The following is a 14,475-nucleotide window of genomic DNA, read 5'->3' as shown; positions in this document are numbered from 1 at the left end:
CGTGGAAAGGCCTTGCGCGTGATCTGGAGGAAGCCGGCATGAAACGTGCAGGCCTGCACAGCGGCGGCTCTGGCGGTCCCGGCGGCAACAGGCCCGGAGGACCAGGCAGTAATGGATCAGGCAGCGGACCAGCCTTCAGTTCCAGCTCTCAGGACACCATGCACTATGGCTCCGAAATGAAAACCAGAACCGGAGCAGGCATTGGTTCAGGCAACTTCGACAACAGCCTGCCGAGCGGATTCGGCAGCGATACCGGAAACGCCGTCGATGGCAGTTCCTTCGGTACCGGATCTACAGATCTCTTCGATGGCAACACAGGAAACCAGTTCGGCGGCACATCCGGCAATGGCTTCCGCGGCGGACGGGCCAGCAGCTTCAACCCCGGCTCCATCTCCCAGCTCAGCGGCGACGTCAGCCGTGGCCTCGCCGCCGGCGGACACACCAATGCAGCCTCTGTCCTCGGCGCGCTACCCTCAGCCAATCAATTGCTTCGCGGCGGCCTCAATCTTCCCGTCAACTCATCACTCGGCAACTTCCGCCTCTCATATCAGCCGCCCTTCTCACTCAACAACAACTTCCAGTTCAAAGATGCAAGCGGCTTCGGCTCACCTTCCGCCGTCTATGAAAGTCCTCATGCCCGCAGCGGCCACGTCGATTTCTCTGCCTCCGCAAAAGTAGGCGTAGGCTCCGCAATGGAAATGAACGGACCCGGCGGCGGGCAAAACGGCATCGGAGGCCACACTCCCGGCCACCCCGGCAACTCCTCCGATCCCTCCAGCTCCGTCACATTGAAACTTTCCTTTTAATCCCTCTCCGTTCCAGCGGGATTGTGCGTTCGCTCACAATCCCGCACCCATCCATTCCTGCTACCATTAGGACGATAGAAATACGCGCCGCAGGGCATATGTTCGTCCCCCCGCTCGACGCGCTCAATCACCACTCAATAAGGAGAATTCTTATGCCTCTCGTATCCATGCGGCAGCTCCTCGACGAAGCCGCCAAGGGCGGTTATGGCGTCGGCGCATTCAACGTAAATAATATGGAGCAGATTCAGGCCATCGTCGGCGCAGCCATCGAGACCAACTCTCCCGCCATCATCCAGGCCAGCCGCGGCGCGCGCTCCTACGCTGAAGATCGCTATCTCTACCACCTCATCCTCGCCGCCAACGAACTCCATCCTGAAGTCATGATCGCCATGCACCAGGACCACGGCAACAGCTTCGAGACCTGTAAGTCCGCCATCGAACTCGGCTTCACCTCCGTCATGATGGACGGCTCGCTCAAGACCGACGGCAAGACCCCCAACACTTTTGAAGAGAACGTCGAAATCACCCGCCGCACCGTCGAATACGCCCATGATCGCGGCGTCACCGTGGAAGGCGAAATCGGCGTCCTCGGCGGCGTGGAAGACGGCCACGGCGCAGGAGGCACCGGCCTCGAGCACCTCACCGACCCCGACCAGGCCGTAGAGTTCGCCGAGCGCACCGGCGTAGACGCCCTCGCCATCGCCATCGGCACCAGCCACGGCGCATACAAGTTCTCGAAGAAGCCAGACGGCTCCGTCCTCAAGATGGACCTGCTCATCGCCATCCACAAGCAACTGCCGCATACCCATCTCGTCATGCACGGGTCAAGCTCTGTGCCCAAGGAACTCCAGGACATCGTCAACAAATACGGCGGCCACCTCAAGGAAACCTGGGGCGTCCCCGTCGAAGAGATCCAGCTCGGCATCAAGAACGGCGTCCGCAAGATCAACGTCGATACGGACAGCCGCCTCGCCATCACCGGCGCCATCCGCAAGGTCTTCGCCGAAACCCCCGACAAGTTCGATCCCCGCGACTACCTCAAGCCCGCCCGCGAAGCCATGCAGAAGCTCGTAGCCGAGCGCATGCGCGAATTCGGCCAGGCCGGCCACGGCGCAGACTACAAGCCTCTCTCCATCGAAGCGATGAAAGAAGGCTACGCCAGCGGCGCCCTCGACACCCGCCCATCTTTGGCAACTAAGTAATCTCTGTCATCACCAGAAACACAAAACCAAAGGCCGCTCCCACAGAGCGGCCTTTCCTTTTCCTTTAGTTCTCCCACATAAAAGAGGTCGTCATCCTGACCGTAGCCGTTCTTCAGACGGAGGGAAGGACCTGCTTCTGTTTTTTTGCATTTACTTTTATCTTGGCTTTTCCAAACACATTAAGCTAACTTACCCTCAACCCTCATGCCCGCCAACTTCTATTTCACCTACATAGTGGCAAGTAAAAGCCGCACCCTATACATCGGAGTTACAAATAATCTCCTCCAGCGCATCTTCCAGCATAAACAGAAAACCTTCCCCGGCTTCACCGCCAAATACAACTGCACCCGCCTGGTATGGTTCGAGCGTTACATCGTCAGGGGAGACGCCATCTACAGGGAGAAGGAACTAAAAGGCTGGCTCCGCGCAAAAAAGCTCGCTCTCATCGCAGAGAACAATCCCACATGGGAAGACCTAAGCGAACCCTGGTATCCCCATCTCATCGCCAACAACTCTAGTCCCGAGCAAAACCGTCCACTATCCCACAAAAGCCCGTCATCCTGACCATAGTCGCTCGCTCACCCCCAATGACTGTCATCCTGACCGCAGCCCCTAGCTCCACCACAAAGGGTCGTCATCCTGACCGTAGCCGCCTTTCAGGCGGAGAGAAGGACCCGCTTTTGCTTTTGCAAATTCCGCCACCAGATCGCATGCCCATCAGCGAGACGTGTTTCCGAAAAGCACGACAACAACCTTCAATCTCAAACCCAACCGCCTAATCGCGATCGCAGCGCCCGCTCCCCACAAATGGTCGTCATCCTGACCGTAGCCGTTCTTCAGGCGGAGGGAAGGACCCGCTTTGCTTTTGCCAACCCATATTTGCCCCCCAGCGCAAAATCCTTCGACCTGCCTCCCTGTAACGGCCGCCGCCTTTCAACCACCATGCATGCACAGGCGTAATATGTTGGCCTGTCTATTCCACGGTCTATCTCGGCTCAAAGGACTTATATATGGCAGCCTGGCGTCACCATGCCTCTTGGAAGAATGGCTCATACTACGCAGGGTATCGGCGCTATGTCGGTCACCGCGCTCCGCACATGGAGAAATCCACGGATGATTGCGCCGATCTATCCGTGAGCATTCTCATCGAATTTGCCTCATTGAATGGCCTATGCGTCAGTTTTACTGACGATAGAGGTGCGCGATTCATTTCAAAGGCCACTCAGGCAACTTCGTCTGGCATTGTCACTGGATTCCGTAATGAATGGAAGCGCCTATTCTGGGGCGACGACAAGCAGAAGTTCATCGAAGTGGTGAAGGCGAACATAGGCGCAAGGAACCTGTTCCAACACAATTTCGTGATCAATAAGCGGGGGCCTGAAGTTGGAGATCTAATGGCCAATGCAGGGCATACGGCCCTCGTATATGCGGTTTATCCTCCCAAAACATTACACCCGTTGGGAGACAACTATGTGGACATGGCTAATCCAAAGAATCCAGCGTCTATACCTCGCTTTCCCGGCGACGGAGTCGCCCAGACTCAGCTGGACCAGACCCGCTATTTTCGAGACGAACCTCCGGTAAGGCTGCCAATAGTGCTGCCTTCAACTCCAGCAATTCACTTTGACTACCTGAATCATCGTGGTCACGGCGGCAAAGACAAGGCCGAACTCATCCTGTACGCCAATGTGGATGAACTAAAGAAAGAGAGCTTTGATTTCTTCTCGTACTCCCCGTCCGTCTTGGACGATTGGACAGATTGGGATGGCTTGGGAATACCGCCTCGCTAGTTGAATCAGAAACAACAGCAACCCCACGCACCCCATCACAAACAATCGCCATCCCAAACAATCGCCATCCCAAACACAGCCGTTCACTCCACCACAAAAGACCGTCATCCTAACCGTAGCCGTTCCCTCACTCCAAATGGTCGTCATCCTGACTGTAGCCGTCTTTCAGGCGGAGGGAAGGACCCGCTTTTGCGTAACCCGCCCTGTCTTAAAATCTTGTCAAGCCCTTCCCCAAAAAATATCTTCTAACCCCCTTATCATCAACACAAAATTCTTCGCGCAATTTGCGTAGTATTTCCAGCAATCTGTCATACTTATCTCAGGTAGAGAAAAAACGAGGCCCGAGTCCTATACGGATTCGGGCCTTTTCTTTTCCTGAACCCTGATCTCTGCTTCAAGGAGCATTCCATGGCAAACATCACCTTCAAACTCTCCGACGAACTCCTCCAGCACACCCGCCTTGCCGCAGCCCACCGCAACATGACCGTCTCGGAGCTGCTCCGCGCCTTCCTCACCACCCTCGAAAAAGCTCCCGCCGCCAGTGCTCCCGGCCTCAACCAAACCGACAGCCATCTCTTCAACCACTACTTCCCGCCGCAGCAGGAAAAGAGCATGGGCATAGAAATCATGCGCCTCGCCCACCAGATCGAAAGCCGTCGTCGATGATCCACCCCCTCTAGGGCCAGGTATTTCTGCACTTCTGTACGCAAACAGCTCAAAAACGCAAAAATCAGCTTCAAGAAAACGCATTTTGGCCACAATTAAGCCGCACTTTCGCACCCTTTCGAAATGGAATTTATGCAATCAACTCTCTCTGGATCAGATGTTTACACAAACCGGAAACACCAAAAACACGAATTCTAGCCGGTAATACTTCTGTACATCTGTACTTCTGTACGCACACCGCCACCAGCCAGCCTCTCAGCCCCCGCAAATATGGAATACTGAGACCCACACATGACAGCATCAGAACTAAACCAGACACTCGGTCTCCCCGGCATAGCGGAGATCGTCGAAGGCGAAAGCAGCCTGCCCAAAATCCGCGTCACCACAACCGCCGCCACAGCGGAAATCTACATCCACGGCGCTCAAGTCACCTCGTGGATTCCCGCACACAGCTCGGAAGTTTTCTTCCTCTCAAAACAGTCGCACTGGCAGGAAGGAAAAGCCATTCGCGGCGGCATTCCCATCTGCTATCCCTGGTTCCGCTCCAAAGCCGATGACCCCACAGCGCCCTCCCACGGAGTCGTCCGCACCACCGCCTGGCAAATCGAGTCCATCTCGCAACAAGCCGACATCGTCGTCATCTCGCTCATCATCACCAGCAACGACGCGACAAGAAAATTCTGGCCCTACGATTTCAACCTCAAGCACCGCATCACAATCGGTTCCGAACTCAAGCTAGAGCTAATCACCCGTAACACCGGCCCACGCAGCTTCAAGATTGAAGAAGCCCTGCACACCTACTTCCGCGTCGGCGATGTAGAAAAAGCATCCGTCTCCGGACTGGACGGCACCGTCTATCTCGATAACGTCCACAACAACACCGAAAACACCCAGCACGGCGACCTCGCAATGTCCGGCCCCACAGACAACGCCTACATCGATACACATTCCACGCTCTCAGTCGCTGATCCGGTGCTCAAGCGCAAGCTCATCACAGAAAAAACAAACTCCGCCACCACCATTACCTGGAATCCATGGCAGCAAGGAGCAGCATCGCTCTCCGATCTCGGCGATGAGGAATGGCGCGAAATGATCTGCGTAGAAGCCTCAAATATCCTGAGTAGCGCAGTCGATGTAGCCCCAGCCGCCGAACACATCTTCGCCGCAACCTTGCGCGTAGCGAGTCTTTAAGCTCATCTTTCAGGTGTCGCCAAGCATCAGATGGCTGTGGCCGCGTTCCCACAACCCGAAGCCATCATCTTCTACGACGGAGATTGTCACCTCTGCAATCGCTGGGTGGTCTTCGTCCTCCGCCACGATCCTGCAGCAAAGTTCCAATTCGCCACACTCAACTCACAGGCTGCCCGCGCCCGCATCCACGACGCCAGCCTCCTGAATGGATCAACTGTCCTCCTGCTCACATCGGAAGACCTCTTCACCCGCTCCACCGCAGTCTTGAAAATCGCCAGCGAGCTCAATGGCTACAGAACTCTTGCCCGGCTCCTGCTGAAAATCCCGCGTCCCCTTCGCGACAGCGTCTACGCCTTCATCGCACGCCACCGCCACGCGCTTCAGCCAAGCAGCAACCCCGCCTGCGCTTTCGTCCCCGGATCTGAAGGCCGCTTTCTCGATTGAGAATCAGTTATGCAAAATGGCCGCTCTGGCGCCGCAGGCGCAGTCGCCTGGACGGCCAGTCCCCTGATAAACTCGCGGCGTGACCAATATGCGACTCTTCCGGCTTTCTATCCTCGCTGCCCTCATCGCCGCAACCGCATCGGCGGCTCAACAACCCGCCCCAACAACGGACATCAAGCCCAAGCCCGAAGAAACCGAAATCTGGAAGCCCGCTCCACCCGTCGTCACACCCGCCGCAACCATCACGGCGCCACCATCCGACGCCATCATCCTCTTCAACGGCAAGAACACCGACGAATGGGTCAAAGTAAAGGACCACACGCCCGTCACCTGGGCGGTCCACAAAGGCATCCTCACCGTAGTCAAAGACGGCACCGGCAACATCGAAACCAAGCGCCGCTTCAAGGACTATCAGCTCCACATCGAGTGGCGCATTCCGCCCAACATCACCGGCACCAGCCAGGCCCGCGGCAACTCCGGCGTCTTTCTCGCCTCCACCGGCCTGGGCGACGACGGCTACGAGCTACAGGTCCTCGACAACTATCAGAACGAGACCTACGTAAACGGCATGGCCGGCAGCCTCTACAAACAAGCCATCCCGCTCGCCAACGCCGCCCGCAAGCCCGGTGAGTGGCAGTCTTATGACGTCGTCTGGACCGCGCCCACCTTCAATGAAGACGGCTCTCTTAAAACGCCCGCGTACGCAACCGTCTTCTGGAATGGAGTGGTCGTAGAAAACCACTTCGAGCTCAAGGGCCAGACCCTTTACATCGGCAAGCCGTTCTACAAGAAGTACGACACGGCTCCCATCAAGCTGCAGGCCCACGGCGATAAATCCGAACCCGTCAGCTTCCGCAACATCTGGGTGCGCGAGCTTCCCTAACCCACATGCGTTTCATGTTCTTTCTGGTCAGTCACAGATTCGCCGTCGCTGCGTTTCAGCCCCGTGAACACCAGCGTGGAGAACATCGTCATCACGCCCAGCCATAGAAACGCTTTATGTATGCCGCCAACCATCAACCCCGGATTGGTATAAGCCGATCCGGGTACAAAAAATGCCGTCGTCAACCCGGCCGCCGCCACGCCGAAACTGATTGATAGCTGCTGCCCCGTGCTGGCAACCGAGCTTGCCATCGAGGTATCCTTCTCCTCCACATCGGCAAACACCAGCGTATTCATCGCTGAGTACTGCAACGATGTACAGCCTCCATACAGCACCGCAATCAGAACAATCACCCACACCGGCGTTTGCAGACCAATCACCGCAAACAGCCCGAGCAGCACGCCCACGATCAGCGTATTTACCAGCAGCACCATCTTGTAGCCTCTGGCGTTAAGCAGCTTTCGCAAAATCGCCTTCATTCCCATGGAGGCAATCGCCTGCGGCATGATCAGCAGGCCTGACTGTATCGGCGTAAAACCCAGCCCCGACTGATAAAGCAGCGGCAACAGAAACGGCACGCCGCCAATGCCAAGCCGCGTAAAGAATCCCCCGCTCACCGCCGCGCGAAACGTCCGGATGTTAAACAGCGAAAGATTCAGCAGCGGAAACTCCAGCTTTCTTCCATGCACCCAGTAAGCCGCAAGCAGTAAAACCGAAAGCCCCAGCAACCCCGCAATCTCTAGTGTGCTCAACTGATGCTCGCCAAAGACCTCCAGCACATACGAGAGCAGCGCAATCCCCGATCCGAAAAGCACCAGCCCCACAAAATCCAGTGGATGCGACTTTTCTTCTCGATAATCCGGCAGATGCATGTACACCAGCACCAGACCCAGCAGTCCAATGGGCACATTCAGAAAGAAGATCACCCGCCAGTGGAAATAGGCCACAATCAGCCCGCCCGCCATCGGTCCCAGCATCGGCGCCACCTGTGCCGGCAGCGCAATAAATGTCATTACACGCAGCAGCTCATGCTTGGGAAACGCACGCACCAGCGTCAACCGTCCCACCGGCACCATCATGGCCCCGCCCATGCCCTGCAGCACGCGGCAAGCCACCAGCAAATGAATGTTGCTGCTCAACCCGCACAACAGCGACCCTAACGTGAACAGCCCAATCGCTGAAGTAAACACATGGCGCGTCCCAAACCTGTCCGCCATCCATCCGCTGATCGGAATAAAAACCGCCAGCGCCAGCGTGTAACTCGCCAGCACCGCCTTCATCGCCAGCGGAGCCACATTCAGCGCCTCGCTCACCGCCGGAACTGCCGTGTTCAGAATCGTCGTATCCAGCGACTCCATGAACAACGCCACAGCCACCAGCCACGGAAGCAACTGCTTCGCCGCTGCTGAAAGCTCCGGCGGCTCCGCATGGCCTGTAGAGATTTCGGGTGAACTCATGAGCCTCGCGACCGCAGTAAATTTGTTGATTATGTCGCAGCAGAAGTTGCCTGGACAGCCAGTCCTGCAGAAGACGCAGCTGCTGGAACCGCAAGCCCCTCTTGGTCCTTGTACTGCAACTGATATAGCTTCCAGTACAACCCGCGCATCGCCAGTAACTGCTGATGGCTTCCGATCTCGCGTAGCTGGCCCTTGTGCATCACCAGAATCGTATCCGCTCGTTGCACAGTCGAAAGCCGATGCGCAATCAGAACGCTCGTGCGCCCTTCAACCATGCGCTCCAACGCACCGCGAATCCGTAGCTCGGTATCCGTATCCACGCTTGACGTAGCTTCATCCAGAATCAGAATCCGCGGATTAAACGCCAACGCTCGCGCAAAGTTAATCAGCTGCTTCTGTCCCGTCGAAAGCGAGTTGCCCCGTTCCCGTACCGGGTCATCGAACTTGCCCGGCAGGCTCTCGATAAAATCCAGTACATTCACATCCAGTGCTGCCTGCCGCATACTCGCATCGTCAATCGCCGCATTCCCCAGCCGGATGTTTTCCGCAATCGTCCCGGTAAACAGAAACGGATCCTGCAGCACGACAGCAAAGTGTCGCCGCAGATCATGCAGATCCTGCTCCCTCACATCCACGCCATCCAGCAGAACCGCGCCTGCCGTCATGTCATAGAAGCGCATCATCAGGCTTGTCAGGGTCGTCTTGCCCGCGCCCGTATGGCCCACAATCGCCACCGTCTGTCCCGCATCAACCGTGAATGACACATCGCGCAGGATCCAGTCAATCTCCTTCAGCGCTTCAAGCTCTGCCGTGCTCGCCTCGGATCTCGCAGCCTTCGCTACCATCTCAAGCTGTTCCGGGCCTAGCTGCTGATACGTAAACCACACACGCCTGAACTCGATGCGATTCGATCCATCGCCCGCAACTGGTTTCGCTGGGCTCACAATCTCCGGCTTCTCATCCAGCAGCTTGAAAATGCGCTCGCAAGCAGCCATCGCCGCCTGCAGAATATTGAACTTGTCGCTTAAATCCTGAATCGGCCGCCAGAAACGCTGCGAATACATATTGAACAGCGCCAGCATTCCAATCGTCACCGCGCCATGCCGCAGTATGCTGAAGCCCCCGCCCCACAACACCAGGGCCACCGCCAGTATCGACAGAAAATCTACAGCGGGATAGTAGAGTGCATAGGCAAAAACCGTATCTTTGAAGGCCACCATGTGCTGCCGGTTCACCGTCTCAAAGTCATTAAATGCCCGATCCTCGCGGTTGAAGAGCTGCACTACGCTCATGCCGCCAATGTGCTCTTGCGTAAATGAATTGATGCGCGCAATCGCCGCCCGCACCCTCCGGTAGCTCTCGCGCACGCTCTTGCGAAAGACATTCGTCACGATAAAGATCACCGGCAGCACCGCAAACGCCAGCAACGCCAGCCACCACTCCACCCTCAGCATCACAATGCCCATGAATGTAAGCGTGAAAAAGTCGTCCACAATCGCCAGAACGCCTGCCGTGAACATCTCATTCACAGCATCCACATCCGACGTAAGCCGCGTCACCAGCCGTCCCACAGCGTGCTTGTCAAAGAACCCCACATGCAGTTGCTGCATGTGCCGAAAGATCTCCCGCCGCAGGTCGAACATCACCTTCTGCCCAACCCACTGCATCAGATACGTCTGGATAAACTCGAAGAGATACGCCGAAACCAGCGCAATTAGGTACAACCACACCAGCTGCGTAATGCCGGTCCAAGGATCGGGCGAAAGCCGCTTGCCAAGCCACGCCGTATACCCGCGGTTCTCATGCGTCATGTAGCGGTCAATGCCGACGTTCACAAAGTACGGCCCCGCCACATCGCTCAGCGCCTTCAGCGTCACGGAAACAGACGAAATCGCAGCCTGCACCCAATACGGGCGCATGTAAACAGCCAGCCGCCTCACAAGCGCCGAGTCGTAGACCTTCCCTACCGGATCTTCATCCTGCCTGCGGGCCTGTTTCTTGTCGGCTTTTTCGTCTTTGGGCTTTGTTTGGTCCGTCATCGGTTGCCGGGAAGTGTCCTCGCTTTATTGTACGAGGGCGGGCGCAAAGCCGCCTTCACCGCTCCCTCACATCCCACCGGCTGAAATTCAAAGATCGTACGCAGATCTCACAAAACAACCCTTCATTTGCTGTGATATCCTTCTCCCGGCTCTCACACCAGTCCAATTTAAGATAGCCCGCAATCCCTCGATCAACTTCGATTCTCGAGAGAGCTGCGGCCTCAACATATCTATCGAATCGGCTGCATAAGTATTCGATATCTCTGGAGTCCTGTGTCATGCGCAGACGTCTGCGGTTTCCCTTGGTTTTCGCCACCCTCTCTTTCGTATTTCTTGTAGTTTCCGGCTTCATCTCGCTCTCCGCGCCCGCCCAAGCCACAATACGACCCGGCACAACCCCACCAGACCAGCGCATGCGTCAGACAGATGCCGTCCTGAGCGCCCGCAGACCAAAAGCGCAGGCAAAGCGGGCCGATTCTACGCCGCAGGTAGCGCTGCCGCAGTTCTCCGTGCCCGCCGGCAGCTACTCCGGCACCCAGACAGTCAGCATTACTGACTCAACGCCGGGCGCAACCATCTATTGCTCCACAAATGGAACGGTTCCCGTAACCTCTTATCCTCCCGGCATCATCGGTACCCTGACACCCTGCCCTGCAAACATCACCGTTTCTTCTTCTGAAGTCCTGGTAGCAGTCGCCACAGCCACCAATTATGCTGAAAGCGGATACGCCTCCGCGCAATACAACATCGCCTCATCCAATATTCCGTATGTGTACTCCATCGCCGGCAACGACACCCTCGGCTATAGCGGCGATGGAGGCTCCGCTCTCCTGGCGCAATTCGGCCAGCCTCAAGGCGTGGCTGTCGATTCAGCAGGCAACGTCTATGTCGCGGACTTCGGAGATAACGTCGTGCGTAAAATCACAGCCGGCACTGGCATCATCTCCACGTTTGCCGGAACCGGCACTTACGGAGATACCGGCGACGGCGGTCCCGCCACAAGCGCGGAACTGTGGGAGCCAAGCTCAATCGTCATCGACTCCGCGGACAATCTGTACATTGCAGAAAACGGCGACAATGTAGTGCGCAAAGTAGAGGCTTCCACCGGAGTTATATCCACCTACGCAGGAAATCCGAATGGAACGGGTGGCACGAACAGCACCGCCACTAACATCTCTTTCGGCTACATCGGAGCATTGGCCCTTGACTCTTCAGGAAATCTCTATATCGGAGCGGTATATTACGTCTGGAAAGTAGACGCAGCAACCGGGAACGCTTCTCAGGTAGTGACCAACCCAGCGATATATTTTGGTTCGATCGGGGGTCTTGCATTCGACAAACAGAACAATCTATACGTCGCAGCTTCCGATAGCGACGTTGTCTACAAGATCAGCTCGCAAGGTACTCTCACAACGTTTGCAGGTGTGACAGCGGGCATCGGACAGTGGGGAGATGGCACTCCTGCAACCTCCGCATACCTGAGTTCGCCCTCCGGATTGGCATTCGATAGTGCAGGCAATTTATACATTGCTGACGAATTTGATTTCGCAATTCGCGAAGTAAACACAGGCGGCATAATCAACACCGTTGCCGGCGCGTTTCAAAACCCGTACACCATCTCAGGAGATGGAAGTCCCGCCACAAGTGTAGGCCTTACATATCCGCAATACATCGCCCTGGACGGTACGGGAAATATTTATCTCGCCGATCTTGGACACAATGGCGTCAGAAAGATTACTGCTGCCGCGCCACCTCCCACGCAGACAGCCGCCGCGCCTGCTTTCAGTGTCGCTTCGGGGACATATTCCGGCCCGCAAAACCTCACGATTACTAGCACCACGCCCGGCGCCAAAATCTACGTTGCATTCAATGGCTCGCAGGTCACTACTGCAAGCGAGGGCTATCACGGTCTAGTCGATGTGAGCGGTTCAGTAACCGTTCAGGCAGCTACGGTTGGACCTGGCTATCTCCCCAGCACGACTGCCACAGCCACATATACGATCACAACTCCTCCGTCCGCGCTTATTTCGACAATAGCTGGTATCGGACGTACCGGTTTTTCGGGTTCTGGCGGACTTGCTACAAGCGCGCAGCTTGACCAACCCCAAGACGTAGCCTTCGATGCCTCAGGCAATCTCTACATCGCTGATTCCGACAATAATGTCGTCTGGAAGGTCGCTTCCGGCACGCAAATCGCCGCTGTTTTCGCAGGCAATGGCACGTATGGCTTCACCGGTGACAATGGCCCGGCGACCGCTGCACAGTTATATGCCCCTCGCGGCCTGGCTTTTGATAAGGCAGGAAATCTATACATTGCCGACACAAACAACAATCGAATTCGTATGGTTGCGGCTGGAACCGGAATTATTACCACCATCGCCGGGCCAGGACAGTACGGCACACTCGGTGACGGCGGTCCAGCTAATTCTGCACTCCTTAACTTTCCAATCAGCTTAAGGATTGATAGCTCCGACAATCTTTACATATCCGATACTGGAGACAATCGTATACGCAAGATCAATCTATCAACTGACATCATTACGACTGTCGCCGGAGGAGGAACATACGGCATCCTGGATGGCACTGCAGCTACAGATATATACATTGCGCCGCGAGGTTTAGCGATTGACTCCCGCGGCAACCTGTATTTTTGCGACTCATTCAATCAACGCATTGTAAAAGTTTCTGCAGCGGACGGAACAATCGTTTCGGTCGCAGGAAACGGAGATTACACCATATCGGGTGACGGAGGTGTCGCCACTCAAGCCTCAATTGAAACAGTGTGGGGCATTGCGATCGACTCTCCCGGTAACATCGTCTTTTCGAATTCTCCGGCTACCGTTAGAAGAATTGATGCAAAAACAGGAATCATCACTACACTCGCCGGCAATGGTTATCGTGGCTACGGCGAAAGTACCCTCCCCCCCCCCCACCGCCACTCCAACCTTCAGTCTTCCCCCAGGTACTTATACCGGTGCACAAACAGTCAGCATTACCGACACGACACCCGGCGCAACAATCTACTACACAACCGATGGCAGCACTCCGTCGACTGGCTCTTCGGTGTACAGCAAGCCGCTCACGCTTACCTCAAGTGGGACTCTTCAGGCGATCGCGGCAACTACCAATTACATCGAAAGCGCCGTAGCCAGCGCGAGCTACACCATTACCATGCTCACGCCAACCATCCAGCTCACAGCCTCCGCGAATCCCTCCTTTACATCCAACGCAGTCACCTTCACCGCTACTGTCTCCTCCACCTCCGGCTCACCCAGCGGCACAGTCGCATTTCTCGATGGAACTACTCAATTAGGCACAGGCACGTTGAGCGGAGGCTCGGCAACCTACACCACATCCTCGCTTACCGCAGACTCGCACTCCATCACCGCCGTCTACTCCGGAGACACAGCCTTCATCGCAGTCACAAGCACCGCGCTCAGCGAAACTATCGATGACTTCACAATCGCTCCGCCCAGCGGAAGCTCTACTTCAGCCAGCGTATCGCCGGGCAGCACTGCCACCTATACGCTGGCAGTAACTCCGCCTTCGGGCACCACAACACCCACGGCCATCACATTCACCATTTCAGGTCTTCCCGCTGGCGCTACTGCAACCTTCTCGCCCGCCTCCGTACCCGCAGGCTCTGGAGCAACCAATGTCACCCTGTCCGTAGCTGTGCCTGCACAGGCCGCCGCAGTTGTGCCAAAGCATTCTCCGCAGAGCAGAGAAGCCTTGCCAGTGGCCCTGGGATTGATCCTGCTGCCACTAACCGCCCTGCGGCGCAATCGGCGCCGGCTCACGCAAACACTTGTCCTCTTCGCTGTATGTACTGCAAGCGCAATCGGATTGACTGCGCTCTCAGGCTGCGGTGGAGGGAGCAGCAGCGGAGGCGGCGGCTCTCAGCCGCAATCGCAGACCTACACGCTGACGGTCACAGCAACAGCAGGCTCACTCACGCACACAACGCAACTCACACTCACCGTCAACTAGCTGCCTC

At 56.5% G+C, this 14,475-nt stretch carries 11 protein-coding genes and 1 pseudogene; 10 read left to right on the top strand and 2 right to left on the bottom strand.

Going from position 1 to position 14,475, the window contains the following annotated elements; genetic code table 11:
• Positions 1 to 38 precede the first annotated feature (38 nt).
• The 8 genes from VO84_RS18510 (at position 39) to VO84_RS18475 (ending at position 6,982) form a co-directional block, all read left to right on the top strand.
• A complete protein-coding gene (locus VO84_RS18510) occupies positions 39 to 806 on the top strand; it encodes a hypothetical protein (protein ID WP_157439994.1) in 768 nt (255 codons plus the stop codon).
• A gap of 152 nt (positions 807 to 958) precedes the next feature.
• A complete protein-coding gene (locus VO84_RS18505; protein ID WP_058189206.1) occupies positions 959 to 2,008 on the top strand; it encodes a ketose-bisphosphate aldolase in 1,050 nt (349 codons plus the stop codon).
• A gap of 204 nt (positions 2,009 to 2,212) precedes the next feature.
• A complete protein-coding gene (locus VO84_RS18500; protein WP_058189204.1) occupies positions 2,213 to 2,572 on the top strand; it encodes a GIY-YIG nuclease family protein in 360 nt (119 codons plus the stop codon).
• A 533-nt stretch (positions 2,573 to 3,105) separates the two neighbouring features.
• A complete protein-coding gene (locus tag VO84_RS18495; RefSeq protein WP_058189202.1) occupies positions 3,106 to 3,798 on the top strand; it encodes a hypothetical protein in 693 nt (230 codons plus the stop codon).
• A 408-nt stretch (positions 3,799 to 4,206) separates the two neighbouring features.
• Positions 4,207 to 4,464: a hypothetical protein gene (locus tag VO84_RS18490; RefSeq protein WP_058189200.1), complete on the top strand. Its 258-nt coding sequence runs from the start codon at positions 4,207 to 4,209 to the stop codon at positions 4,462 to 4,464.
• A gap of 291 nt (positions 4,465 to 4,755) precedes the next feature.
• Entirely contained in the window at positions 4,756 to 5,655 is a 900-nt protein-coding gene (locus VO84_RS18485; RefSeq protein ID WP_058189198.1) for a D-hexose-6-phosphate mutarotase, read from the top strand.
• Between the two features lie 30 nt (positions 5,656 to 5,685).
• Positions 5,686 to 6,099: a thiol-disulfide oxidoreductase DCC family protein gene (locus VO84_RS18480; protein ID WP_058189197.1), complete on the top strand. Its 414-nt coding sequence runs from the start codon at positions 5,686 to 5,688 to the stop codon at positions 6,097 to 6,099.
• 88 nt (positions 6,100 to 6,187) lie between these two features.
• The gene (locus tag VO84_RS18475; protein ID WP_058189196.1) at positions 6,188 to 6,982 is read left to right on the top strand and encodes a 3-keto-disaccharide hydrolase; all 795 of its coding nucleotides are present in this window, start codon (positions 6,188 to 6,190) and stop codon (positions 6,980 to 6,982) included.
• Here the strand turns inward: VO84_RS18475 and VO84_RS18470 are convergent.
• Entirely contained in the window at positions 6,979 to 8,439 is a 1,461-nt protein-coding gene (locus tag VO84_RS18470; protein WP_058189195.1) for a DHA2 family efflux MFS transporter permease subunit, read from the bottom strand. The genes VO84_RS18475 and VO84_RS18470 overlap by 4 nt on opposite strands.
• Before the next feature lie 29 nt (positions 8,440 to 8,468).
• A complete protein-coding gene (locus VO84_RS18465) occupies positions 8,469 to 10,478 on the bottom strand; it encodes an ABC transporter ATP-binding protein (RefSeq protein WP_058189194.1) in 2,010 nt (669 codons plus the stop codon).
• A 278-nt stretch (positions 10,479 to 10,756) separates the two neighbouring features.
• Between VO84_RS18465 and VO84_RS22920 the strand changes: the two are divergent.
• A pseudogene (locus tag VO84_RS22920) lies at positions 10,757 to 12,853 on the top strand (NHL domain-containing protein); the annotation flags it as partial.
• Between the two features lie 478 nt (positions 12,854 to 13,331).
• Positions 13,332 to 14,468 (top strand): Ig-like domain repeat protein, encoded by a 1,137-nt coding sequence (locus VO84_RS22255; protein WP_157439993.1) that lies wholly within the window; start codon positions 13,332 to 13,334, stop codon positions 14,466 to 14,468.
• The last annotated feature ends 7 nt before the right edge of the window (positions 14,469 to 14,475 follow it).

This window comes from Occallatibacter gabretensis, from assembly GCF_001449115.1.
Taxonomy (GTDB): domain Bacteria; phylum Acidobacteriota; class Terriglobia; order Terriglobales; family Acidobacteriaceae; genus Telmatobacter; species Telmatobacter gabretensis.
The sequence above is the reverse complement of the archived record's forward strand: the minus strand, read 5'-3'. Positions and strand labels throughout refer to the sequence as shown.

What these genes read in the sequence shown, in the direction of transcription:
- VO84_RS18490 (WP_058189200.1), top strand. Translation starts at nt 4,207, where the DNA reads ATGGCAAACATCACCTTCAAACTCTCCGACGAACTCCTCCAGCACACC.
- VO84_RS18500 (WP_058189204.1), top strand. Translation starts at nt 2,213, where the DNA reads ATGCCCGCCAACTTCTATTTCACCTACATAGTGGCAAGTAAAAGCCGC.
- VO84_RS18485 (WP_058189198.1), top strand. Translation starts at nt 4,756, where the DNA reads ATGACAGCATCAGAACTAAACCAGACACTCGGTCTCCCCGGCATAGCG.
- VO84_RS22255 (WP_157439993.1), top strand. Translation starts at nt 13,332, where the DNA reads ATGCAAAAACAGGAATCATCACTACACTCGCCGGCAATGGTTATCGTG.
- VO84_RS18480 (WP_058189197.1), top strand. Translation starts at nt 5,686, where the DNA reads ATGGCTGTGGCCGCGTTCCCACAACCCGAAGCCATCATCTTCTACGAC.
- VO84_RS18470 (WP_058189195.1), bottom strand. Translation starts at nt 8,439, where the DNA reads ATGAGTTCACCCGAAATCTCTACAGGCCATGCGGAGCCGCCGGAGCTT.
- VO84_RS18510 (WP_157439994.1), top strand. Translation starts at nt 39, where the DNA reads ATGAAACGTGCAGGCCTGCACAGCGGCGGCTCTGGCGGTCCCGGCGGC.
- VO84_RS18465 (WP_058189194.1), bottom strand. Translation starts at nt 10,478, where the DNA reads ATGACGGACCAAACAAAGCCCAAAGACGAAAAAGCCGACAAGAAACAG.
- VO84_RS18475 (WP_058189196.1), top strand. Translation starts at nt 6,188, where the DNA reads ATGCGACTCTTCCGGCTTTCTATCCTCGCTGCCCTCATCGCCGCAACC.
- VO84_RS18495 (WP_058189202.1), top strand. Translation starts at nt 3,106, where the DNA reads ATGGAGAAATCCACGGATGATTGCGCCGATCTATCCGTGAGCATTCTC.
- VO84_RS18505 (WP_058189206.1), top strand. Translation starts at nt 959, where the DNA reads ATGCCTCTCGTATCCATGCGGCAGCTCCTCGACGAAGCCGCCAAGGGC.